The 24,339-nt window shown below is 73.6% G+C and carries 16 protein-coding genes; 1 reads left to right on the forward strand and 15 read right to left on the reverse strand.

Translation table 11 applies throughout. The features are described 5' to 3' along the window. Positions 1-9 precede the first annotated feature (9 nt). Complete coding sequence (locus BJ981_RS08625; protein WP_204070523.1) at positions 10-1,272, forward strand: cytochrome P450; 1,263 nt, start codon at positions 10-12, stop codon at positions 1,270-1,272. A gap of 2 nt (positions 1,273-1,274) precedes the next feature. Here the strand turns inward: BJ981_RS08625 and BJ981_RS08630 are convergent, their stop codons facing one another. The 15 genes from BJ981_RS08630 to BJ981_RS08700 form a co-directional block, all read right to left on the reverse strand. After that, entirely contained in the window at positions 1,275-2,054 is a 780-nt protein-coding gene (locus BJ981_RS08630; protein WP_184609676.1) for a 2-keto-4-pentenoate hydratase, read from the reverse strand. Positions 2,055-2,110: 56 nt separating this feature from the next. Continuing rightward, a complete protein-coding gene (locus tag BJ981_RS08635) occupies positions 2,111-2,341 on the reverse strand; it encodes an acyl carrier protein (protein WP_184609678.1) in 231 nt (76 codons plus the stop codon). A gap of 37 nt (positions 2,342-2,378) precedes the next feature. Beyond that, on the reverse strand, positions 2,379-3,362 hold the full coding sequence (locus BJ981_RS08640) for a beta-ketoacyl-ACP synthase III (protein ID WP_184609680.1): 984 nt from the start codon (positions 3,360-3,362) through the stop codon (positions 2,379-2,381). Beyond that, positions 3,359-4,384 carry a 4-hydroxy-2-oxovalerate aldolase gene (gene dmpG, locus BJ981_RS08645; protein WP_184609682.1) on the reverse strand — a complete coding sequence of 342 codons (1,026 nt, stop codon included), beginning with the start codon at positions 4,382-4,384 and terminating at the stop codon, positions 3,359-3,361. The genes BJ981_RS08640 and dmpG overlap by 4 nt, the downstream gene beginning before the upstream one ends. After that, positions 4,381-5,391, reverse strand: a complete 1,011-nt coding sequence (locus BJ981_RS08650) for an acetylating acetaldehyde dehydrogenase (protein ID WP_307837843.1) — start codon at positions 5,389-5,391, stop codon at positions 4,381-4,383. Before BJ981_RS08650 ends, dmpG begins: the two co-directional genes overlap by 4 nt. A gap of 186 nt (positions 5,392-5,577) precedes the next feature. Beyond that, complete coding sequence (locus tag BJ981_RS08655) at positions 5,578-6,753, reverse strand: cytochrome P450 (protein WP_184609686.1); 1,176 nt, start codon at positions 6,751-6,753, stop codon at positions 5,578-5,580. A gap of 10 nt (positions 6,754-6,763) precedes the next feature. After that, entirely contained in the window at positions 6,764-8,053 is a 1,290-nt protein-coding gene (locus BJ981_RS08660) for an MFS transporter (RefSeq protein WP_204070525.1), read from the reverse strand. 27 nt (positions 8,054-8,080) lie between these two features. After that, on the reverse strand, positions 8,081-9,136 hold the full coding sequence (locus BJ981_RS08665; RefSeq protein WP_204070526.1) for an amino acid--tRNA ligase-related protein: 1,056 nt from the start codon (positions 9,134-9,136) through the stop codon (positions 8,081-8,083). A gap of 2 nt (positions 9,137-9,138) precedes the next feature. Next, entirely contained in the window at positions 9,139-10,521 is a 1,383-nt protein-coding gene (locus BJ981_RS08670) for an FAD-binding oxidoreductase (RefSeq protein WP_204070527.1), read from the reverse strand. Then, a complete protein-coding gene (locus BJ981_RS08675; RefSeq protein WP_184609690.1) occupies positions 10,518-18,008 on the reverse strand; it encodes a non-ribosomal peptide synthetase in 7,491 nt (2,496 codons plus the stop codon). The genes BJ981_RS08670 and BJ981_RS08675 overlap by 4 nt, the downstream gene beginning before the upstream one ends. Before the next feature lie 14 nt (positions 18,009-18,022). Then, positions 18,023-19,249 carry a condensation domain-containing protein gene (locus BJ981_RS08680; RefSeq protein WP_184609692.1) on the reverse strand — a complete coding sequence of 409 codons (1,227 nt, stop codon included), beginning with the start codon at positions 19,247-19,249 and terminating at the stop codon, positions 18,023-18,025. A gap of 4 nt (positions 19,250-19,253) precedes the next feature. After that, entirely contained in the window at positions 19,254-21,878 is a 2,625-nt protein-coding gene (locus tag BJ981_RS08685; protein ID WP_204070528.1) for an amino acid adenylation domain-containing protein, read from the reverse strand. A gap of 1 nt (position 21,879) precedes the next feature. Continuing rightward, positions 21,880-22,923: a class I SAM-dependent methyltransferase gene (locus BJ981_RS08690; RefSeq protein WP_184609695.1), complete on the reverse strand. Its 1,044-nt coding sequence runs from the start codon at positions 22,921-22,923 to the stop codon at positions 21,880-21,882. A gap of 36 nt (positions 22,924-22,959) precedes the next feature. Then, entirely contained in the window at positions 22,960-23,190 is a 231-nt protein-coding gene (locus tag BJ981_RS08695) for an MbtH family protein (RefSeq protein ID WP_184609702.1), read from the reverse strand. 89 nt (positions 23,191-23,279) lie between these two features. Beyond that, entirely contained in the window at positions 23,280-24,275 is a 996-nt protein-coding gene (locus BJ981_RS08700; protein ID WP_184609704.1) for a class I SAM-dependent methyltransferase, read from the reverse strand. Between the last annotated feature and the right edge of the window lie 64 nt (positions 24,276-24,339).

The raw sequence follows: 24,339 nt of genomic DNA on the forward strand, positions 1-24,339 counted from the left end.
GCCGCGCGCATGGCGGTCGCGACGGCACCGAATGGCGCACCATCCGGAAGGAGAAGTGACATGTCTTTCGGCGCGCACAGCGAATGGAAATCGCCGGATCTGTCCGATCCCTTGGTGTACACCGAAGGCGACGCGGAGGCGCTTTGGGCGGCGCAACGTGAACGCGAACCGGTCTTCTGGACCGACCGGGCCGCCGCGGAGGGATTCTGGTCCGTGCTGAGCCACCCGCCCGCGAACGACGTCCTGCGCGACAGCGAGACCTTCGTCTCCTCGCGCGGCATGCGGCTGGACTCTCCCCCCGTCCCGACGGCCGACGCGGCGGGCAGCGTGCTCATCGTGAGCGACCCGCCGCGGCACGGCAGCCTCCGCCGGATCGTCAGCTCGGCCTTCACCCCGCGCACGGTCCGCCGCCTGGAGGCGACCATCCGCACGACGGCCGTCTCGATCGTGGAGAACGCCGTGGCCGCGGGCGAGTTCGACGCGGTCGAGATGGCGGCCAGGCTGCCCGTCTCGGTGATCTGCGACATGCTCGGGGTGCCGCCGCAGGACTGGGAGAGCCTGCTGAGGCTGAGCATCACGGCGTTCGGGTCCGGCGGCGACCGCGAGGTGGAGATCGAGGCGAACAGCGAGATCCTGCTCTACTTCGAGCACCTGGTGAAGCTGCGCAGGAAGGATCCCGGAGACGACGTCGTCAGCGCCTTCGTCCACGCCGAGGTGGACGGCGTCCCGTTCTCGGACGACAAGATCATCCTGAACTGCAACGCCCTTTTCTCGGCCGGCACGGAGACGACACGGCACGCCTCGGTGGGCGGGCTGCTCGCGTTCATCGATTTCCCCGGCCAGTGGGCGCGCCTGCGGGAGAACCCGGATCTGATGCCCACCGCGGTCCAGGAGATACTGCGCTATTCAAGCCCCATCCTGCACGTGATGCGGACCGCCGTCGCGGACACCAGGATCGGCGACCGGGAAATCTCGGCGGGCGACCGGGTGGCGGTCTGGCTGCCCGCCGTGAATCGCGACGAGACCGTTTTCGACGACCCGCTCGTTTTCGATGTCGGCCGTGATCCGAACCGTCATCTCGCGCTTTCAGCCGGCCCGCATTTCTGTCTCGGGTCGTCGCTCGCGATAACGGAACTCGGCGTATTGTTCGAGGAACTGCTGAAGCGGGCCGACCACGCCGAGCACGCCGGGACGCCGCGCCGCATGCCATCGAACTTCGTCTGGGGATTCGAGACGGCGCCGGTCCGGCTGGCACGGCGCCGCGCGGAGTGAGGTCAGGCCTGGACGGCGACCGAGCCGAGCCGGTCGAACTCGGCGACGAACCGGTCGCCGGGGTTCATGGGGACCGCGGCGTGCAACGCGCCGGTCAGGATCAGGTGACCGGGCTCCAGCGCCACGCCGTGCTCGCCGAGCGTGTTCGCCAGCCAGGCCACCACCGCCACCGGGTCGCCGAGGGCCGCCGCCCCGGCGCCCGTGGCGACGACCTCGTCGTTGCGGCTGAACACCATGCCGATCAGGCGCGGGTCCACGTCCCGGGCGGGCACCGCCCGGTCGCCGAGCACCAGGGCGCCGTTGGAGGCGAGGTCGGCGATCGTGTCGGCCAGCCGGATCCGCCAGTCCGCGATGCGGGAGTCGACGATCTCCAGCCCCGCCATGACGTCCGCGATGGCGGCACGGGCGGTCTCCAGGGTCACGCCGGGCCCGGCGAGACGGGACCCGAGCCTGAAGACGATCTCGGCCTCGACCTTGGGCGCGATGAAGGCCTCGCGCGGCACCCGGTCGCCGTCGGCGTACAGCGTGGACGCCAGGACGGGGCCGTAGTCGGGCGTGTCCACGCCGAACAGGCGCTGCATCGGGACCGACGTCAGCCCCGCCTTGTACCCGATGACGCGGTCGCCGTCGTCCAGCAGCATCCCGACCAGGTCCCGCTGGATCGCGTAGCCGTCGGCCATGCCCATCGCCGGGTCGTCGTCGGTGAACGGCGCGATCGGCACGCGGGTGGCCCTGGCCTGGTAGAGCGCCCGCGCCCTGGACCGGTGATCGAGACCGGACATGAGTACACCTGCTTTCGCTTCCGAAGGGCCGGACCGGGAACGCCGCGGCGAGGGTGTCAGGTCCGCGGGCTGCGCTCCTCCATCAGCCGCACGATGTCGGCGACGGTGGAGGCGCCCATCAGTTCGTCGTCGCTGATCTCGATCTGGAACCGCTTGCTCAGGATCATCGACAGTTCGACCATGGCGAGCGAGTCCAGCCCCGCCCCCTCCCGGTCGACGTCGGGCCGCACGTCGACGTCGTGGAGTTGAAGATCCTCCACCAGTATCGTCTTGAGCACCTCGTACACGCCGCCTCCTCGTCTGTGTCGCGGTCCGGCGCCTGATCTAGGGCGCGGTTTCCAGGTCGGGCCAGACCACCGTGGTGGCGCCCCAGGTCAGGCCACCGCCGAAGGCCGTGACCAGCACCCGGTGGCCGGGTGCGAGGACGCCGTCCGCCGTGGCCTGGCCCAGCAGGATCGGTATCGACGCGGCCGCGGTGTTGCCCACGTCGCGGATGTTCTGCGCCTGCCGGTCCGCCGGGATTCCCAGCTCGGCGGCCACCGCCGCCGACACCCGGGCGTTGGCCTGGTGGGCGACCATCCGGTCCACGTCGTCCATCGACCAGCCCGCCGCTCCGGCGGCGGCGCGCGCCGCCTCGGCCATCCGTTCCACGGCCTGCCGGAAGACGGCGCGGCCCTCCATGCGGAAGTAGCCGTCCTCGACGCGGATCAGATCGCGGTTCTCGCCGTCGCTGCCCAGGAAGACGCGCCCGACCGCGCCCCGCTCCGCCGCGGCGCCGCGCCGCAGGACGACCGCGCCCGCGCCGTCGCCGAAGATCGGGACGGTGGTGCGGTCGAGCGGGTCGAGCAGGCTGGTGAACCGCTCGGCGGCCACCAGCAGCACCCGGTCGGCGTGTCCGGCGGCGATGAAGCCGGTGGCGGCGGCCAGCGCGTAGAGGAATCCGGAGCACACCGCCGAGACGTCGAAGGCGGCGACGCCGGTCAGGCCCAGCCGGGAGGCGACCTCGGGGGCGGTCGCGGGGCAGGCGCGGTCCGGCGTGGTGGTGGCCAGCATCAGCGCCTGGACGTCGTGGCCGCCGGCGGACTTCAGCGCCCGCGCGCCCGCCTCGGCGGCGAGGTCGGCCGTGGTCAGGTCCTCGCCCGCGACCCGCCGGGCGGCGATCCCGGTCCTGCTGAGTATCCACTCCTCGGTGGTGTCCAGCCGGGCGCACAGGTCCGCGTTGGTCACCACGCGCGGGGGCAGCCAGTGCCCGATGCCGCAGATCACCGCGGCGGCCCTGTCGGCCGGCGGCGTCCCGTCGCCGGTCATGCGCGGCGCTCCGCCAGTTCCAGCGCGACGTCCACGATGAGGTCCTCCTGCCCGGCCACCGCCTGCCGCCGCCCTAGCTCGAAGAAGACGTCGCGGGGGTCCACCCCTTCGCGGCGGGCGATGTCGAGCACCGGCGTCTTGAAGCCGGAGAAGACGCCGGCCAGGCCGCTCACGAGGCTGACCGAGTCGATGGTCGGCGGCGCCGGCATCAGGGTCCGCCCGGCGAGGTCGGCCGCGTCCAGCAGGGCGTAGAGGTCGATGCCGGTCGCGAAGCCCATGCGCTCCAGCACCGGCACCACGACCTCGAGCTGGGTGTTGCCGGCCCCGGCGCCGAAACCCCGCGCGCAGGCGTCGATGACCTGGGCGCCCGCCTGGGCCGCGGCGACCGAGTTGGCGACGGCCATGCCGAGGTTGTTGTGCCCGTGGAAGATCACCGGTACCGAGACGGTCTCCACGATCGCCGTGATCCGCTCGGTGACGTCGGGCGGCAGGTAGTGGCCGGAGGAGTCGAAGATCCCGACCGCCGTCGCCCCGTACTCCTCCATGCGCAGGCACTCCTTGGCCAGCCGCCCGGGGTCGGCCATGTGGCTCATCAGCAACAGGCCCTGCGCCTCGGCCCCCAGGTCCCGCAGGAACCCGAGGTGGCGCTCGGTGAGGTCGCTCTCGGTGCAGTGGGCGCCGAGCCGCACCACGTCCGCGCCGTGGTCCAGGGCCCGGCGCAGGTCGCGGGCCGTTCCCCAGCCGGGCAGCATGAACACGCCCATCTTGCTGTTCGGCAGCGCCTCGCGCACCACCGTCAGCATCTCGTCGTCGCTCAGCGCCGCGCGTCCGACCTGGAGCGAGGACGCGCCCAGGCCGTTGCCGTGCCCGACCTCCACCACCGGGACGCCGGCCGCGTCGGCGGCCGAGGCGTAGCCGCGCAACTGCTCGCGCCCGAGGACGTGGCGCACCGCGTGGTGGCCGTCGCGCAGGGTGGGGTCGTGGATGACGAGGCGGGGCCGGCCGGTGGAGAGCTGGTTCATGACACCCCCGTGGTGGCGATCGCCGCGTCGCTCAGCGCCCACCGCTCGGCGACGAGCACGGCCGCCGCGTTGATGATGTCCACGTTGCCCATGTGCCGCGGGATGCGCTCGCCCGCGGCGGCGACCTCGACCGCGACGAACACCCGGTCGCCGGTCACCGTGCACGCCTTGACCGTGAGGCCGGGCGCGAACGCCCGCACCCGCGCGGCGGCGTCCTCCACGTCCGCGCGGACGGACTCGGCGTCGAACCCGCCGCCCAGCAGCGACATCGCCACGCGGAACATCGCCGGCGGCGACGCCGGGCTGAGGTTGACCATCACCTTGATCTCCGGCACGCCGGTGAACGTCCGCACGGCGTCCTGCGTGGTGTCGATGTACTCGTCGAGGTTCAGGCGGGTGGCCCGGCCCACGCTCGCGCTGGCCGCCGTGGTGACCACCTCGATGTACTCGGCCGGGTGCCGCCGGGTGAGCGCGTGCAGGATCGGCACCGCCGCCTGCCCCGTGCAACTGATCAGGTTGACGTTGCGGTGGGACCGCGCGTCGGCCCCGTTCACGGTCGGCGCGACCATGTGCCCGACCATGCTCGGCGTCAGGTCGACGAGCCGGGTGCCCAGCGGTTCGAGGGATTTCCAGTGTTCGACGTGGGACAGGGCGTTGCTCGCGTCGAACACGATGTCGAAGGGACGGTCGGCCGCGACCAGCGACCGGATCCCGTCCGCGGCGGTGGCGCAGCCGAGGGCGGCCGCGCGGCGCAGCCCGTAGGCCCTGTCGTCGCGTCCGACCACCAGTTGGCAGTCGAGGACGGCGGAACGCTGCACCTTCGTGAGGAGATCGATACCGATGAGTCCGGCTCCGAGAATGGCGACCCTCAGCGGTTCGCTTCCATTCACAGGCAAGCCCTCTTCCGACGTGAGACGGCGTCCATGAGAGAAAAGGAGAAACGAAATGTCCATGAGCGCGGATGACCGGTGACCCTGGATGCCGCCGGCGGCGCGGCCGCGCGGCATTCCGATTCCCTGGTCGGCTCTCTAGGTACTTTCTCAATGGGCCCTGTCCATGTCCAGCCCGCGGACCGGGGCCTGTGGACATGGGTTTCACCGCGGCGGAGAACGCGGACACGCGTTCACGATGAAAGGCGCGGAAAGCCTGGAGAATGAGCGCGCGGCCGGTCACGACGGGGACCGGCCGCGGGCTCAGGACGTGACGCCGGAGTCGCCGCTCAGCGTCAGGTAGAGATGCTCGAAACCGCGGTAGGTGCGGTTTCTGCGCCAGCGCACCTCGCGGACGCGCGCCTCGGGATAGCGCCGGGCGAACAGCGTGAGCACGGTGGTGGCCGTCAGGCGCGCGAGCGACGCGCCGGAGCAGTAGTGCATGCCGTGGCCGAACGCCAGGTGGTCGGCGCGGCGTCCCTCGAGGTGGGCGGCGGGCCCGTCGGACGCGGGCAGATCGGACGCAGAAAGATCGGACGCAGAAAGATCGGACGCGGACGGCGGCTCGAAGAGGTCCCGGCCGTCGAGCGAGACCATGACCAGCTCGCCGCGCGCGATCCGGTGGCCGCCGAGCGCGGTGTCCTCGGCGGCGACCCGGGCCACGTGGCCGAGCGGGGCGTACAGGTCCAGGACGCGCTCCACGATCGCGGCCGCCTCCTCGCCGGTCCGCGACGCCGCGACGCCGCCCTGCAGCCCGTGGCCGATCATGTACCACAGCGCGAACGTGATGAGCGCGGCGGTGGTCTCCAGCCCGCCGAACAGCATCATCGACGAGGTGGCCAGCCGGTCGCCGTCGCCGTCGCCGTCGCCGTCGCCGGACCGGGCCCAGATGCCCTCGCCGTCCCCGTCCGGGAGGCCGTCGATGAACTCCTCCATCTCGTGGAGCGCCTCCTGGGCGCGCACCGCGTACTCGCGGCGGTAGGAGGCCGCGAGGAAGTCGGCCAGCGCCCGCGCCCACCTTTGCTCGATGCCGGGCAGTTCGAGCACGTGGGCGACGGTGCGCGCCGAGATCGTGTCGGCCAGGTCGGCCACGGCGTCAGCGGTCGCCGACTTCCCGAAGTCCGCCAGCGCCTCCTCGACGATCGTGTGGACGACGCCGCCGAGTTCGCGGATCCGGCGGGGGGAGAACATCGGCTGGACGGCCCGCCTGGCGGTCCTGTGCCGCTCGCCGTCGAGCAGCGCGAACCACCGGCTCAGGGTGGCGATCAGGTGCGCGCACCGGTCGTGCATGTCGGCGGGCAGGTAGGTGAGGTTGGCGACCTCGAACGTCTCCGAGGACAGGCGCCGGTCCTCCAGCGCCTCCCGCGCGGCCTCGCCCCACACCACCCAGCAGGCCAGGTCGTCGTAGTAGCGGACGGTGGATGTCTGGTCTGACGGCATCGTCCATCCCTCACCCGCCGGCGAGGGCGGGTTCCGGCTCGTAGGTCTCTGGGAGGTCGCGTTCCTTGCGCATCGGGCTCAGCGCGAGGATGAGCCAGCAGACGGCGAGGACGCCCGTCATGATCCACATGGCTCCCCGGTATCCGACCACGTCGCCGAGCACGCCGCCGAGCAGGGAACCGAGCGGGATCATGCTGTGCCCGATCGCCATGGCCGTCGCCACGACCCGGCCGAGCATGTGCGGCGGGCAGTACGCCTGCCGGAAGCTGCCGACCACGATGTTGGCCACGGCGATGCCGATGCCGACGAAGAACCCGCCGAGCCCGAACAGCAGCATGCGCGGCCCCGGGCCGGCCATGGGCATGAGCAGCGCGAACGGCGCGGTGGTGAGCTGCAGGAGCAGCAGGCCGCGCGCGGTGCCGACCCGGCGGGTGACCCTGGTGGTGACCAGCGCGCCCACGATGCCGCCGACGCTGCCCGTGCTCAGCAGCACCCCGACCGTGGCCGGGTTCAGGCCGACGGTGCGCACCAGGAACACGACCTGGACCGCCTGGTACCCCATCAGCGCGAGGTTCGTCACGGCGCCCCAGGTGACGATGGGCCGCAGGTAGCGGTCCCTGCCGACGAACCTGAGCCCCTCGGCGATCTGCCGGCCGAGGGGGTCGCGACCCTCGCGGGGGGCGGGGGGCGGCTCGGCCACGCGGATCCGGTGCAGGCAGAACGCGGAGATCAGGAACGTCAGCGCGTCGGCCAGCAGCGCGGTGGCCGCGCCGAACGCCTGGGCGAGCAGGCCGGCCGCGCCCGGCCCGGCGAACTGGGTGGCGGTCTCGCTGCCGTGCAGCTTGGCGTTGCCCTCCATCAGGTCGCGGCCGTCGAGCACGGTGCGGACGTAGGCGTGGTAGGCGGGGTAGAAGCAGGTGGCCGCGGTGCCGGAGATCAGCGCGACGGCGATGAGCTGGCCCAGGGTCAGCACGCCGAGCCACGCCGCCACCGGCACGCTCACGAACACCGCCGCGGACACCAGGTCACACGCGATCATGAACGGCCGCTTGCGCACCCGGTCGACCCACGCGCCCGCCGGCAGGCCCACGATCAGCCAGGGCAGCCACACCGCCGCGGCGAGGACACCGACGGCCGTGGAGCTGGCGCCCAGGCTCACGACCGCGATCAGGGGGAGGGCGACCACGGTGATGCTGTTGCCGAGCTGGCTCGCGGTCTCGCCCGTCCACAACAGGCGGAAGTCCCGCTGGGCCAGCACGCCCCACCACGTCCGGGGCCGTTCCGGGGTGTCCTTCGCCACGTCCGACAAGATGCATCATCCCGTGATTTATGGCCGAACGACGGCCGAAGGGAACTCCAAGGGCTCGTTTACCCGCGATATTACAGGAATATCGCGGATGTCGTCGTGGCGCAGCACCCACATCAGAAAACGCTCCACGCCCATGCCGAAACCCGAGGTCCGCCGCGGAAATGCCTCCACCATGCGCACATACCATGCGTAGTCCTCTTCCCTGACGTTATGCAGCGCCATGGACTTACGCAGGGTCTGGGCGTCCGAGTGCCGCTCGCCCGAGCCGACGATTTCGCCAGGACCGAAAAGCAGGTCCGCGTTCCGCGCGGTTCTCCCGTCCGGGTCCTCGAATGCCTGGTAAAACGGCACGGCCAGCGCGTCGTAGTGACGCACCCAGACGAATTCGCTCACCCGCCGCATCAGCGCACGCTCTCCCGCGCGGGTCAGCGTCCGCCAGGTGCCCTCGTCGCGGACGCCGCCGTCCACGTCGGCCACCACGCGGGCCGCCTCGTCGAAGGTGAGCTGCGGGAACGACGCCCCGGCGGCCATCCGCTCCAGGTGCGAGACATCGCCCCGGGTGGCCGCCAGACGTCCGCCCAGCCGTTCGAGGACGGCGCCGGCCAGCGTGCCGACATAGCCGTCCACGTAGGCGATCAGGTCGTCCAGCCCGCCGGGGATCTCCGCCTCGCTGTGGGTGTACTGGTTCAGATGGGTCTGGTCGGCGGGCTCGCCGCGGAACGACGGCGCGATCACGAAGCATCCGTCCGGCGTCAGGCGGCAGCCGTACTCCAGGGCGAACTGCAGGGAGTCCGGTAAGTACGTCCGCACCCCCGCCACCGTCACCGGCACCGGCTCCGAGTCGCTGCCCAGGGCGGTCGGGCACGTCACCGACCGGGTGGTCAGCGGCAACGGGAACCCGCGCAGCCCGCGCGAGCGGGCGTACTCGCCGGTGGTCGCGAGGATCACGTCGTACAACTCCGCGATCAGCGCGGTCCAGGGAGAGCGCAGCGCCGTGACGAACGCGTCCGGCTCGTTGCTGTCGAACACGGCCGGTGGCCGCACCAGGTTCTGGGCCGTGGTGGCCTGCGTCATGGTCATGTCCCTTCGGAAGCGCTGGTCGTGGGCCGCGCGGCCGCCGGGATCCGGCCACCGCGCAGGACGTCGTCCGGGTCGTAGACCCGTTTCACGGCGGCCAGTCGCCGCAGCCGCTGTTCTCCGTAGATGTCCGGGGGCGCCCATTCCTCGTCCTGGACGTAGTTCACGTAGGCCCCCGGCATGCGCGACCCGCTCAGGGACCGGACCGCGCGGCGGGTCCAGGCGACGTTCTCCTCGTCGTGCGCCGGATCCGTCCACTGCGCCGAGGCCGTGACGATGTAGGGCGCGTCGCGGTTGGGGAAGGCGCCGTCGTGCTCGGGCAGGCGCGCGATCGCGCCGCGCAGGTACTCGAAGTCGATGCTGGACAGGGTCGAGGGCATCTCCCGCGCGCCGCTCAGCATCGACGCCACGGCCTCGTCCGGCAGGCCGGTCAGGTAGCCGGACTTGGTGTAGTAGCGGTGGCCGTGCGGCTCGCTGAGATCGCCCATCCCCTGGAGCTCCAGGTAGGAGATCACCCGGCCGGTCGCCGTCTCCGGCGGCGCGGCGTCGAGCAAGGGGGCGATTCGCGCCGGGCCGTCCTGCGGGTCCCCGAAGTACGCGCCGCTCAACCGCAGCACGACGCCGCCGCCGTCCGGCGCGGCGCCGGGCAGCCGCTTGAGCGCGCCCACCACGTGCAGATTGTCGGGCTGCCGCTCGGCGAAGGACCGGTAGGCGGCCAGCGCCCGCGCCGCCGTGGCCGGCGGGTACTGCGCCACATAGTGGTAGAGCGGCCCCACCGGGCGCAGCCGGAGCGTGAACCGGGTGACGACGCCGAAGTTCCCGCCCCCGCCGCCGCGCAGCGCCCACAGCAGTTCCGGGTGCTCGGCATCGGTGGCCTCGACGATCGAACCGTCCGGAAGCACCACCTGCGCGGCGAGGATGTGGTCGCAGGTCGGCCCCCACGTGCGGGCCAGCCAGCCGTAGCCGCCGCCGAGGGCGAGGCCGCCGAGGCCGGTGTGCGACACCACCCCCGCCGGACAGGCCAGGCCGTAGCGCACGGTGGCGGCGTCGACGTCGCGCAGCAGGCATCCGCCGTCGGCGTGCGCCACCTTGGCCCCGGCGTCGACGAGCACGCCCCGCATCGGCGACAGGTCGATCATGACGGCGTCGTCCGCGACGGCCGCGCCCGCGACGTTGTGGCCGCCGCCCCGCACGGTCACCGGGTGCCCGTTCGCCACGGCGAACCGCAGGGCGTCGGACACCTCCTCCGCCGTACGGCAGCGCGCCACGCACACCGGGCGGCGGTCGTGCATGGCGTTCCACACCGCCCGCGCCTCGTCGTAGCCGGGGTCCCCGGGGTACAGCAGGTGCGGCCGGGACGGCCGCGGCCGGGCGCCGTTCACCGCGCCCCCCGCAGTCCGGCGCCGGTCCCGAGGGCCGCGCCGAGCGCCTCGGCGATCAGCGTCCGCGGCTCGTCGGCCAGGACCTCCTCGTGGCGGCAGGGCAGCGGCGTCTCGGCCAGGTCGTCCACGTATCGCTCCCAGTCCTCGGGTCTCGGCCAGTTCGGGCCGCGGCCGCGGGCCGCGGTGAAGAACATCGCCGTCCCCCGGAACCGGGACGGCCGCCACGCCGCCGCCAGCCGGCTCGCGTTCACCCCGACGTCCACGAGCCGCTGGAGCACCCGTTCCTCCAGGCCGAGCCGGTGGAGCGCCGTGCCGCGAAGGGCGGCCAGCGCGTGGCGCAGCCGATCGGCGTTCTCCACCTCTCCCGGCGGCTCCTCGCCGAGCGTGGCCAGCAGGGAGAACTCGTCCCACTGGCTCTGGGTGGCGAAGGCGGGGTAGTGCCAGGTCTCGCCGGGGTAGGCGTCGATCAGGGCGAGCAGCTCGACCCGCTCCCCCTCGTCCTGGAACCTTGTGGCCAGCGCGTGGGCGATGTTGCCGCCCAGCGACCAGCCCAGCAGCCGGTAGGGCCCCGTCGGGCTGACCTGCCGGATCTCGGCGGCCATCCGGTCCAGCATCTCCGCGAAGGACGCCGGGAGCGGCGCCCCGTCCCGCAGGCCCGGCGCCTGCACGCCGTACACCGTCGTGTCGGTGGCGAGCTGACCGGCCAGCGCCCGGTAGCCCCAGGCCAGGCCGGAGGCCGGGTGCACGCAGAAAAGCGGCGTGGGGTCCGCGCCGGTCCTGAGCGGCAGGAGGACGTCGAAGTCGTGCCGCGCGTCCTCGCCGGCTTCGGCCGCGAGGATGCCCGCCGGGGTCGGCGTCCGGAACAGCGTGCGGATCGACACGGTCAGACCGAGTTCGGAGCGGACATCGGCGATCAGCCGCATGGCGAGCATCGAGTGCCCGCCGAGCTGGAAGAAGTCGTCGTCCACGCCGACCTCGGGCCGGCCGAGCAGCCGGGCGAACAGGCCGCACAGGACCTTCTCGCGCGGGGTACGGGGCGCGGCGAGCAGGCCGGCGGCGGACGGTTCTGGGGCGGGCAGCGCGGCGCGGTCCAGCTTCCCGTTCACGGTGCGCGGCAGCGCGTCGAGGACGACGAACGCGGTCGGCACCATGTACTCGGGCACCAGGTCGACGGCCCGGCGGCGCAGCCGGTCCACCTCGACGTGCCCGCCGGCGAGCGCCGGGGTGACGTAGGCGATCAGCGCGCCCTCCGGGGAGGCCACGACCGCGCTCTGCCCGACCGAGGCGTCGCCCTCCAGCGCGGCCTGGATCTCGCCGGGCTCGGCCCGGTGGCCGCGGATCTTGAGCTGGTGGTCGGCCCTGGCGACGAACTCCAGCTCGCCGTCCCGGTTCCACCGGACCAGGTCGCCGGTGCGGTACATCCGGGTGCCCGCGGGCCCGAACGGGTCGGCCACGAAGCGCTCGGCGGTCAGCGACGCCCGGCGCGAGTAGCCGCGGGCGACTCCGGCGCCCGCGACGTACAGCTCCCCGACGACGCCGGGCGGCGCCAGGCGCATCCGGTCGTCGAGCACGTAGCACCGGGTGTTGGGCAGCGGCGGCCCGATCGGCGCACGGCCGCCGGCCACCGCGTCGCGGCGCAGCATCGCGATCGACACGTCGTCGGTGCACTCGGCGGGCCCGTACACGTTGGCCAGCGGTATGCCGGGGAACCGGTCGTACCAGCGCCGGGCCAGCTCGCCGGGCAACGCCTCGCCGTGGACCAGCATCCACCGCAGCCCGGTGAGCCGGGCCGCCGCGGCGGGGTCGGCCGCGCAGGCGTTCAGGACGGCGTCGAGCACCGCGGGCACGATCTGCAGCACCGTGACGCCGTGCCGCGCCACCGCGTCCAGCAGGGCGAACGGGTCCCGGGTGGTGTCGTCGTCCATGACGTGCACCCGGCCGCCGACGGTGAGCATGGTGAGCGCCTGCCAGATCGCGACGTCGAACGTCAGCGGCGCGTTGAACGCCATCGTGTCGCCCTCGCCGAGCCCGTACAGGTCGGCGACCACCGCCAGGTGGTTGGCCAGTCCGCGGCGGGTGACGAGGACCCCCTTGGGCGTGCCGGTGGAGCCGGAGGTGAACACGCTGTAGGCGAGCGCGTCGCGCGGCGCCTCGACGGGCGGCTCCAGAGGCGCCGATCCGCCAGGGCTCAGCACCGTGACCGGATGGTCGCAGGCGGCGGCGATCGCCGCGGCCCGGTCCCGCAGGCCGGCGGCGGCGACGATGACGCGCGCTCCGGCGTCCGTGAGCATCCCGGCGGCGCGGGCCACCGGGATCCCCGGGTCGAGCGGCAGGTAGCCGCCCCCGCCGTCGAGCACGCCGAGCGCGGCGGCCACGAACCACGGGCTGCGCTCGGACAGCACCGCGGTCACCGCGTCGATCCCGGCTCCGGCGGCGACCAGCTCCCGGCGGACCGCGCCAGCCCTCCCCGCCAGCTCCGCGTAGGTCAGCGAACCGTCCGCGGCGGACACCGCGACCGCGTCCGGACGCCGGTCCACCACCTGGCGCACCCGCACGGGGGTGTCGTGCTCGGGTTCGGGGCGGTCCGCGCCGTTCCCGTCGGCCAGCAGGCGCCGCCGTTCGGCCGGGGACAGCAGGTCGATCGCGCCGATCCGCCGGTCCGGGTCGGCGACCACGGCCTCTAGCATGCGGATGATCCGGTCGCGGATCGCCACGACGGTGTCCCGGTCGAACAGGTCGGTGGCGTACTCCAGGACGACGCCGAGCCCGGACGGCGCGCCCTGGGCGTCGCGGCGCTGGTCGAAGTCCACCGACAGGTCGAACTTCGCCGTCCCGGTGGACAGCGAGGACAAGGTGGCCTCGGCGCCGAACAGCGGCTCGCTCTCGTTCATGAAGCCGTAGTCCAGGGCCACGAGGACCTGGAACAGCGGGTGCCTGCCGAGGGACCGCCGCGGGTTGCAGCGTTCGACCACCAGGTCGAACGGCACGTCCTGGTGGGCGAAGGCGGCCAGTTCGAGGTCGCGGGTGCGGTGGAGCAGTTCGGTGAACGTCGGGTCGCCCGAGGTGTCGGCGCGCAGCACCAGCGTGTTGACGAAGAACCCGACCAGGTCGTCCAGCGCCGCCTCCGGACGCCCGGTGACCACCGTGCCGAGCGGGATGTCGTCGCCGACGGCGTACCCCTTGAGCACGGCCGCCACCGCGGCCTGCAGGACGATGAACAGCGTGCAGTTCTGCCGCCGCGCCAGGTGCAGCAGCTCCCGGTGCAGGGCCGGGTCGGTGACGAGCTCGACCGTGTCGCCCTGGTAGCTGGGCTCGGACGGGCGCGGCCGGTCGTAGGGCAGGTCGAGCTGCTCGGGCATCCCCGCCAGCGCGGTGGCCCAGTGGTCGAGGTGCCCGGCCAGCACGCTGGACGGGTCGCGCTCGTCGCCGAGCGTCGCGCGCTGCCACACCGTGTAGTCCGCGTACTGCACGGCGAGCGGCTCGATGTCCGGCCGGGCGCCGGCCGCCCGCGCCCGGTAGGCGTGGTCCAGGTCGGCGAGGAGCGGGCGCAGCGACACGCCGTCGCAGGCGATGTGGTGCACCAGGACGAGCAGCACGTGCTCGGGCCCGGGGCCGTCGGTCACCTCGAAGAGTACGCAGCGCAGCGGCAGGTCCACCGTGACGTCGAAGGCGTGCCGGGCGGCGCGGTCCAGCTCCGCGTCCACCTCGCTCCCGGCGACGGCGACGACCGGCAGGTCGAGGCCGACCTCGGCCGGCGGCAGGATCCGCTGGTAGGGGGCGCCGTCCGCGGACGGGAACACGGTGCGCAGCGCCTCGTGCCGGGTGACCAGGTCGTGCAGGGCCGTGCGCAGCGTGGCGACGTCCAGCGCGCCGCGCAGCCGCACCACCAGCGGGATGTTGTAGGTGGCGCTCGGCCCCTCCATCTGGCCGATGAACCACAGGCGCTGTTGCGCGAAGGACAGCGGGATCGGGTCGGGGCGCGGCCCGCCCCCGGCCAGCGGCACGGGCTCCCGGTCCGGCTCGGCGACCTGGGTCAGCACCCGCGCGACCCCGGCGGGGGTGGGTTCCTGGAAGAGCTGGGCGAGGGCGAGGTGCACGCCGAGCACGGAGCGGATCCTGGTCACCAGCCGCATGGCGATCATGGAGTGGCCGCCGAGCGCGAAGAAGCTGTCGTGCGGGCCGACCTCCTCGACGCCGAGCGCGTCGGCGAAGAGGCCGCACAGGATGTCCTCCACCGCGGTGCGCGGCACGGCGGCCTGCCGCGACCCGGCGGCGGCCTGCGCGGCGCGCTCGGGCTCGGGCAGCGCCGCCCGGTCCAGCTTCCCGTTGGCGGTGATCGGCAGCGCGTCGAGGGGCACGAACGCCGAGGGCACCATGTAGTCGGGCAGCCGGGCGGCCACGCGTTCCCGCAGGTCCGCGAGCGCTCCCCCGTCCGTGTCGTCGGCGGGCACCACGTAGGCGACCAGGCCGCGCTCTCCGGCGTCGTCCTCGTGGACCACCACCGCGGCCAGGGCGACCGCCGGGTCGGCCTGGACCACGGACTGCACCTCGCCGGGTTCGATCCGGAACCCGCGGATCTTGACCTGGTCGTCGGTCCTGCCGGCGAACTCCAGGTCGCCGGTGTCCGTGCGGCGCACCAGGTCGCCGGTCCGGTACATCCGCTCGCCCGGCCCCGCGAACGGGTCGGCGACGAACCGCTGCGCGGTCAGCCCGGGGCGGCCGACGTACCCGCGGGCCAGCCCGGCGCCCGCCACGTACAGCTCGCCCAGCTCCCCGTCCTCGACCGGCCGCAGCCCCTCGTCGAGCACGTAGGCGCGCACGTCGTCCAGCGTGCCGCCGATCGGCACGTTGTCGGGGAGCTCGCCCTCGGCCGGCACGAAGAACCGGGTCGCGAAGGTGGTCGTCTCGGTGGGCCCGTACCCGTTGACCACCTGGGTGCCGGGCCGGGCGGCGCGCAGCGTGCGGATCGCGCGGGCCGACACGGCCTCGCCTCCGGTCCACACCTCCTCCAGAACGCCGAGCGCGGCGTCCTCCTCCTCCACCATCAGGTTGAACAGCGACGTGGTCATCGCGGCCGCCGTGGGCCGGTGCTCCTCGATGGCGCGCGCCAGCGTCCGCGCGTCGAGGTCGCCGGGCGGGGCGATCACGCAGCATCCGCCGTTGAGCAGCGGCACCCACATCTCGTAGGTGGAGGCGTCGAACGCGTAGGAGGAGTGCACCAGCACCCGGCGGTGCGCGGCGCCGGAGAACGAGCCGTCCCTGGCCAGCGCCAGGATGTCGCCGTGGGTCACTCCGACGCCCTTCGGGGTGCCGGTGGACCCGGAGGTGAACATGATGGACGCGAGCTGGTCGGGGTTCCCCGTCGAGCGCGGCAGCGGGACGTCGGGCGCGGACATCGCGCCGGGCTCGACGACGAGGATCGCGGCCTGGTGGTCGAAGCGCACGCTCAGCGACGTCGCGTCCACCAGCAGCACCCGCGCCTTGGACTCCCGCATGACGACGCCGTGCCGCGCCGCCGGGCTGCGCCGCTCCAGCGGCACGAACGCGCCGCCCGCCTTCAGCACGGCGAGCAGCGACACGATCAGTTCGACCGAGCGGTCGACCAGCACGGCGACCGGCGTCTCCGGCCCCACGCCGAGGGCGACGAGCCGGTGGGCGAGGGCGGTGGCCCGCCGGTCGAGCTCCTGGTAGGTGACCTCCTCCCGCCCGGAGACGAGCGCCGGGGCGTCCGGCCGGTCGCGGACCAGCTCGGCGAACCGGTCGGGGACGGTCGCCGCGAGGGACTCGCTTCCCGCGGGCGCGGCGCGCTCCGCCAGCTCCAGCCGGTCCACGGTGAGCTCCGGGTCGTCCGCGACCTGGTCGAGGATCCGGACGAAGTTCGCCGCCAGCAGTTCGACGGTGTCCCGGTCGAACAGCTCGATCGCGTAGTCGAGGAAGCCGGCGATGCCCTGCGGGACGCCGTCCGCGGCCGGCAGCTCCCGCATGCCGAGCCCGAGCTCGAACTTGGCCGCCACCGTGCCCACGTCGTAGAGCTCGGCGTCCGGCAGGCCGCGCAGCACGTCCGCGTCGACCCCGGTCGCGCCGAATCCGAGGGACACCTGGACGAGCGGGCTCCAGCCGCGCGCGTCGCCCGGGTTGACCGCCTCCACCACCCGGTCGAACGGCACCTCCTGGTGGGCGAGGGCGGCCATGTCCGCGTCCCTGATCCGGTCCACCAGGTCGCCGAAGGACGGGTCGCCGGAGGTGTCGGTGCGGAACACGAGCGTGTTGGCGACCAGGCCGACCAGCCCGTCCAGGTCGTCGTGCGACCGGCCGGCCACCGCCGCGGCGAACGGGAGGTCGGTGCCCGCGCCGGCGCGGGTGAGCAGCGCGGCCAGCGCGGCCTGCATCACCATGAACAGCGTCGCCCGGCACCGCCGGGCCAGGGTGACCAGGCGGGCGTGCAGCGCCGCGTCGATGGTGAACGGCACTCCGGCGCCGTGGTGGGACGGCACCGCGGCGCGGGGCCGGTCCAGGGGCAGCGCGAGCCGCCGGGGGATGCCGTCCAGCGCGCGCCGCCAGAAGTCGAGCTGGGCGGTCAGCACGCCGTCCGGCCCGGACTCCTCGTCGAGCAGCCTCCGGTACCACTCGCTGTACCGCCGGTAGGTCACCGGCAGCGGCGGGAAGTCCGGAGCGCCGCCGGCGAGGCGGGCCGCGTAGGCCGTGGCGAGGTCACCGAGCAGCGGGCGGATCGACTCCCCGTCGGCGGCGATGTGGTGCAGCGACAGCAGCAGCACGTGCTCCGGCCCGCCGCCGCCCGGCGCCACCGTGATGTCGGTCACCCGCAGCGGAAGGTCGGCGGTGATGTCGAACGCCTCGCTCGCCGCCTCGGCCAGCGCGCCGGGCAGGCCGCCGTCCGGCACGGTGATCTGGCGCAGCAGCGGGCCCACCTCGGCCATGTCCACCACGTGCTGGTACGGCACCCCGTCGATCTGCGGGAACACCGTGCGCAGCGGCTCGTGCCTGGCCACCACGTCGCGCAGCGCGGCCTCCATCGCCGCCGCGTCCACCGTGCCGCGCAGGCGCACCGCGACCGGCATGTTGTAGCGGGGGGTCGGCCCTTCGAGCTGCGCCAGGAACCACAGCCGTTGCTGCGCCGACGACAGCGGGGCGCGTTCCGGCACGGTCACCTCGTCGAACGCGGCGCGGACGCGGGTGGCCTGGGCGCCGTCCGCGTCCTGCGCGAGCCTGCGGGCCAGCCCGGCCACCGTGGGCGACTCGAAGAGCTTGCGCACGTGCGCCGCCGGGCCGAGCACGCGGCGGATCCGGTTCACCAGCCGCATGGCCAGCAGCGAGTCGCCGCCGAGCTCGAAGAAGTTGTCGTCGGCGCCGACCGAAGGCAGCCCCAGCGCCTCGGCGAACAGGCCGCCGAGGATCTCCTCCTGCGGCGTGCGGAAGGCGCCGCCGCCCTGAGAACCATGGGGGGAGCCATGGAGTGCTGACGTCATGGGGTTCCCTTCGATCAACGTGGTTCCTGCAGGAGACGGCGCAGCGCGTGCTGGAACCGGCCGGCCAGCTCGCGTACGTCCCCGGAGGTGAAGGACTCGGCCTCGGCGCGCAGCACGCCGCGGATGTTGCCGACCGTGCCCCAGGTGAACTCCCACAGCGCGGGCAGGTTCGCCCAGCGTGGCGCGATGGGCCTGGCCGACGTGCGCATGCCCGGCAGGGGCAGGTCCGGGAGCACGGTGTCGACGTTGACCACGTGCACGAGCAGCGGGTCGGCCCCGGGCCCGCGCGGCAGCCCGGCGGCCCGCAGGATGACGGGGTAGGGCACGTCCTTGTGCGTCAGGGCGTCGTCCATCGACTCCGCGTGCACCTCGACCAGGCCGGCGCCGCGCAGCCCCGCCGGCCAGGTGGTGCGCACGGGCAGCGTGTTGAGCAGCGGTCCCACCGTGGCCTGCGACGACGCGGTGTCGCGGATGGCGGCGGGCAGTCCCACGACCGACTCGCCGCGGTCGCCGGCCACCGCGACGCTCACCGCGGTGAACAGCACCGCGGCCGGCGAGACCCGCGCGGCCCTCGCCAGAGCGCGGATGCCCCGGGTGTCGTCGGCGTCGAGCTCCAGGTCGGCCGCGTCGAACAGGCCGCGCCGCTCGTCGGCCGGTTCGGCCCGCGGCCTCGGCGGGACCGTCACGCCGCGCAGCCGTTCCCGCCACCACGCGGCGTCCCAGCTCTGCTCCTGCTCCCACGCGGCGTGGTCGAAGAAGTCCGGCGCGGGGCCGAGGTCCGGCACGGCGCCGCGCACCGCCGCGCCGTACGCCGCGCCGAGCTCGCGCAGCATGAGCGCCAGCGACCAGCTGTCCCCGGCGACGTGGTGGACGGCCAGCCCGAGGGCGTGCTCGTCCGGCGGGTCCGACACCAGCACGGCCCGCACCGGCGGCTCGTCGACGAGGTCGAACAGCGTGTCCCACAGCCCGGCCAGCTCGGGCGCGCCCGCCCGCGCCGGGCCGGTCACCCGGCGCAGGCCGGGGAGCCCGCCGGTGTACGGGAGGGCGACCTCGCCGTCGTAGGTGGACGACAGGACGGGATGCCGGCCCATGACGTGGTGCAGCGCGTGTTCGAGCGCTCCGGCGTCCACACGGCCCGTGATGGAGAAGCACACCGGCATGGTGTACATCGGGCGGCCGGTCAGGGCCTCCTGCACCAGCATGGCCTGCTGCATGCCGGTCAGCGGTCGGGCGGCGGCCACCAGATCACGCCCTCACGGCGTCCGCGGCGCGCAGCACCTCGCCGGCCCACCCCGCGAAGCTCGTGGCGCGCAGGCACCGTCCCGGGCCGATGTCGGCGCCGGTCACCTGGCGGACCCGCGCGGTGACGCGCAGCGCGAGCAGCGAATGCCCGCCCAGCGAGACGAAGTCGTCGTCGTCGTTGATCTGGTCCATGCCCAGCGCCACCCGCCAGATCTCGCGCAGCACCTCGCGCGGGGAGCCGTCCCCGCCCGGGACGACCGCGGTCTCGGGCGGCAGGTCCGGCGGGGGGAGGTCGCGGCGGGACACCTTGCCGTTGGGCAGCCGCGGCAGGTCCTCCAGGAACACGACGTGGCCGGGCCGCATCGCGGGCGGCAGCAGGGCGGCGGCGTGCCGGTGGATCTCGCGGGCGGTCAGGAGCTCCGGGGGGCGGTGCGCGCCCGGCCGGGCCGGGGAGGGCGGCGCGGGGTCGGCGTCCCGGGTGGCGTACACGTAGCTGACGTCGGCGTCGCGGCCCACGGTCCAGTCGTGCTGGGTGTGCACGGTGAACCCGGCCTCCTTCAGGGTCGCCACGATCGGCGGGCCGGCGACGGTGCTGTGCTCGACCTCCAGGCAGACCTGCCGCACCCGGGCCCAGTGGCCGGGGCGGACGCCGTCGAGCACGCCGCCTTCCGCGCCCTCGACGTTGATCTTCAGCAGGTCCACCCGGTCCACGCCGTACTGGTCGAGCACGGTGGACAGGTCGAGCGTCTGGACCGTGTACGTGGTGCCGCGCAGCCGGTCCTCGGTGTCGCGCCGCAGCTCCGCCATCTCGGTGGCCGGCACCGTGCCGGCGGCGGCGTGCTCGAGGTGCGACCGGACCAGGCCGGCCGCCTCCGTGCCCCGGTCCGCGCCGAGGCCCGACAGGTACGTGAGGCCGGGGAACGAGGTCAGCGTGGCGGTGCCGGCCCGGTCGGTGACCGCGACCGGGACGATCCGGGCGCGCACGTCGTTGAGCTCCAGGTTGGCGCGCAGGTACGGCAGCACGTCCGGGTTCGGCTCCACCGCCACGACGTGGACGCCGGGGGCCTGGTCGTGCGCCCACAGCGCGAACAGCCCGACGTTGGCCCCGACGTCCACCACCGTGTCGCCGGGCCCGACCCGGATCCCGAACCGCGCGTACTCGTCCTCCTCGAAGATCTGGCGGTACAGGAACATCGTCTCGTCGGGGGACGGCGTGGCCACCGGCCGCCCGTTCGGCAGCCGTATCCGCCGCAGCCCGTCGACCACCGGTGAGTTGGCCCGCCGCGCGGCCACGTAGGCGACCAGTTGGACGCCGCCCGCGCCGTCGGGCACGCCGACGACGGCGGCGTCCCTGACGAGGGGATGCCGGCGGATCGCGCTGCTCACGCCTTCGGGTTCCACGCGGACGCCGCGCACCTTCACCTGGTCGTCGATCCGCCCGCGGAACTCCAGGTAGCCGGCCGGGGCGAGCCGGACCAGGTCGCCGGTGCGGTAGACGCGGCCGGGGCCCCACGGGTCGGGCAGGAACCGCCGCGCGGTCAGCGCGGCGTCGTCCAGGTAGCCGGTCGCCACTCCGGCGCCGCCGATCCACAGCTCGCCGGTCTGTCCCGCGGGCACCGGGGCGAGGTCCTCGCCGAGCACGTGGCAGGTGACGCCGTCGATCGGCCGTCCGATGGGGGCGATGGTCCCGTCGAAGGGCTCCTCGGCGTCCCACGTCGTGGCGTTCACCGACGTCTCGGTGGGCCCGTAGAAGTTGACCACGCGGCAGCCGAGCATGCTCCGCAGGCGGCGGACCAGGCCCATGTCCAGGGCCTCGCCGCCGCAGAACACCCGCCGCAGCGAGGTGCAGTACCGCAGCTCTTCCTCGTCCAGCACGTAGCGCAGCACCGAGGGGACGAAGTGCGCCGTGCTCACCTCGGCCTCGCGGATGAGCCGGACCAGGCCGCGGCTGTCGAACTGCAGGCCGGGCGGGGCGATGACGAGGGTGCCGCCGGCGACGAGCGGCGCGAAGATCTCGTGGATGGCGGCGTCGAACGCGGTCGACGCCTTGTGGAGCACGCGCTCGCCGGGCTCGAACGCGAAGACGCGCTGCCCCCACTCCAGCCGGTTGACGAGGCCGGCGTGGTGCAGGACCACGCCCTTCGGCCGGCCCGTCGATCCGGAGGTGAACAGGATGATCGCCGGTTGGACGTCCGCGGCGGCTCCCCGCCACACGTCCCCGGGGGCCACCGGCCCGAGGTGGGCGCGGTCCTCGTCGAGGCGCAGCCAGGGCGCGGCGCCCGCGCCGGGCGGCGCGGTGTCCTCGGCGTGCAGCACCACGCGGGGCCGGGCGGCCGCGCAGATGCCGTCGAGCCGGTCGAGCGGGAACTCCGGATCCATGGGCACCGCGACCGCGCCCATGGTGGTGACCGCGAGCAGGGAGGTCACGTACTCGGCGGATCGCGGCAGGTAGAGCCCGACCCGGTCGCCGGGGCGCACGCCCGCGGACCGCAACCGCCTGACCGTGCGGCCGACCCGGTCCCACATACGCGGGTAGGAGACCTCGCCGTTCACGTCGATGATCGCGGCGCGTCCCGGATCGTCCGGCGGCGTGTTCCCGATCAGGTCGGGCAGGTATACGGGCGGCACCTCACGACACCCTTTCCGCGACCGCCGCGAGCGCCATGCGCGGCACCTCGGCAACGCAATATCCGGACATTTCATGAACCGTTGGGCGACGCGGCGTGTCCGAGGCGGCGCCGATGCGCGCCAGGTACGCCGAATGGTCGAAGATCTCCTCCAGCAGGCGCCAGGAGGACTCCTTCTCCCCCGCCATGACCTGGTGGATGCCGTACATGTCGGCGACGTAGTCGCACATGCGGCGGCGCGCGGTCTCGGGGTCCCGTCCCCGCACCACGAGCGGGTCGTAGACGTCCACCACCCGCACGCCCGCCGGCAGCCGATGGAACAGCGCCACCATGTCCTCGCGGGAGAAGTGCCGGTAGTCGTGGCCGGCCGCCGAGTGCGGGTGGACCAGCTCGGCGAAGAACCGCGCCATGGGGCTGGCCTCGTCGAAGTCGTGGATGACCACACGTCCTCCGGGGCGGGTGACGCGCAGCGCCTCCGCCATGGCCCGGGACCGGTCCGCGGGGGCGATGTGGTGGGTGCCGTAGGCCAGCAGCACCGCGTCCACCGACGCGTCGCGCAGGAAGAGGAAGTCGGCCGCCTGGCGCACCGCGGGCAGGCCCATGGCCAGCGCCCGCTCGACCATCGTGCCGGAGATGTCGCCGGTCAGGACGGTCGGCTTCGCCGCGGCCCCGCCGTTCTCGGCCACCGCGCGCGCGATCACGCCGTCGCCGCCGAGCACGTCGAGCACGGTGACCTCGCCGGTCGCGCCGGCGGGCGTGGCGAGCCGCAGCAGCCGCCGCGCCCCGGTCCACCGCACCGACACGTCCTGCTGCGCCCTGCGGTAGGAATCGCCCCGGCCGCTCGCGTCGGACTCGAACTCGTTGACCGTGGACACCAGAGCCGACAACCGGTCGGCCGACCGCATCCGCGCGTCGTCCAGCCTCGCGCGCAGCTCCGGATGGCGGGCCGCCACCATGCCGAGGTATTCGTCAAGGGAGGCGGACGGAAGATATCGGTCCGTGGCCGGTGATCGCACAGCGGTTTCCAGGCGTGAGTTGACGGTCATGAAATGCGGCTCCTGCTCGCTGGAGAGAACACCGGACTACTCCGCGGGCCGCCGGCCGGCTTCGTCCAGGGCGCGCGCCAGGCTCGCCGGGCGCAGGTCGGTCCAATTGCGCTCGACATAATCCAGGCAGTCGGTTCTCGACCCCTCGTGGACCACGTCCCACCCGGCGGGAACGTCCACGGAAGGCAGCCAGAGAGAATGCTGGCGCTCCTGGTTGACGAGGACCAGAAACGTACCATCGGCATGGTCGAACGGGTTTTCCGGCACACTCAGCCCCTTTGGCAGGAATGGTTAGGTCAGCCGATCGGCGGCCCGCGGCACGGAACTCGTGGATTCCGGCGGCGCGGGGGAGCGGATCAGCCGCCGGCCACGAACATGCGGCCGCCCGGCATGCGGTGCGGCACGGACGTGACGTCGGTGTAACCCGCGCGGCGGAACAGGTCCAGCCATTGTTCTTCGGTGGGCAGCCGCACGTTCATCGACGTCCCGTGCAGATAGGTGAAAAGCGCGCTGAAGGCCCGTTCCCGCGCGACGGGCACGTACGGCACCGCGTCGGTGACGATCAGGCGGCATCCGTCCGCCGTCGCCTCCCGGCAGGCGCGCAGGACCGCCGTGAACGTCTCCGGATCGCCCACGACGTCGTGCATGACGAAACCGGCGTGCACGACGTCGGCGTCCCGCACCGGCGACGGGTCCTCCACCAGCGACTCGATCTTGCGGTTCACCACGGTGAGGCGGTCGGCCACCCCGGCGCGCCGGGCCGCGCGCCCTGCTTCCTCGCAGGCCGCGGCGCTCATGTCGATCGCGGTGCCGGTGCTGCCGGGGAGCGTGCGCAGCAGGTGGACGAGCAGCCCGCCCGCCCCCGCGCCGAGGTCCGCCACCTTGGCCGGACGGAGGTTCACGATCTCGGAGAAGGCGCGGGGATAGAAGCCCTGCGACCCGACCCAGCGCGACGACGTCGCCACCCATCGGCCGTCGCGGTCGTATTTCCTGGTCGCCTCGCCGGGATCCCGGAGAAATTCCGGCGCGTTCTCGATGTACGGCCGGTTGGCATTCATGGCCCACAGCACGTAACCCGACTCGTACCTGCGGTCCGCCATATCCGGACAGGGCAGGAACCGCTCGGACTCGCCGACGCGATCGACCAGTCCCGCGGCGTGCAACGCGTTCACGAATTCGGCGCAGTTCCGCGTGGGGGCCGCCGCCGCGGCGGCGACGTCCTCGACCGTGAAAGGCTCCGCCCGGTCCAGCAACGGGGTTATTCCTATTTCCTCGGCGATCTCCAGCAGAGCGGCGACCGCCGCCAGATCCGCGGCCGTCTCACCGGGATGAGTGGATTGGTCGATGCTCATTGGTCGCTCCAAAGTCAAGGGCTGCGTCCAAAAGAGGAGTATCGGCAGGGGTGTACCGGGTGGT

Origin of the sequence: Sphaerisporangium krabiense (assembly GCF_014200435.1) — a bacterium.
Classification (GTDB): domain Bacteria; phylum Actinomycetota; class Actinomycetes; order Streptosporangiales; family Streptosporangiaceae; genus Sphaerisporangium; species Sphaerisporangium krabiense.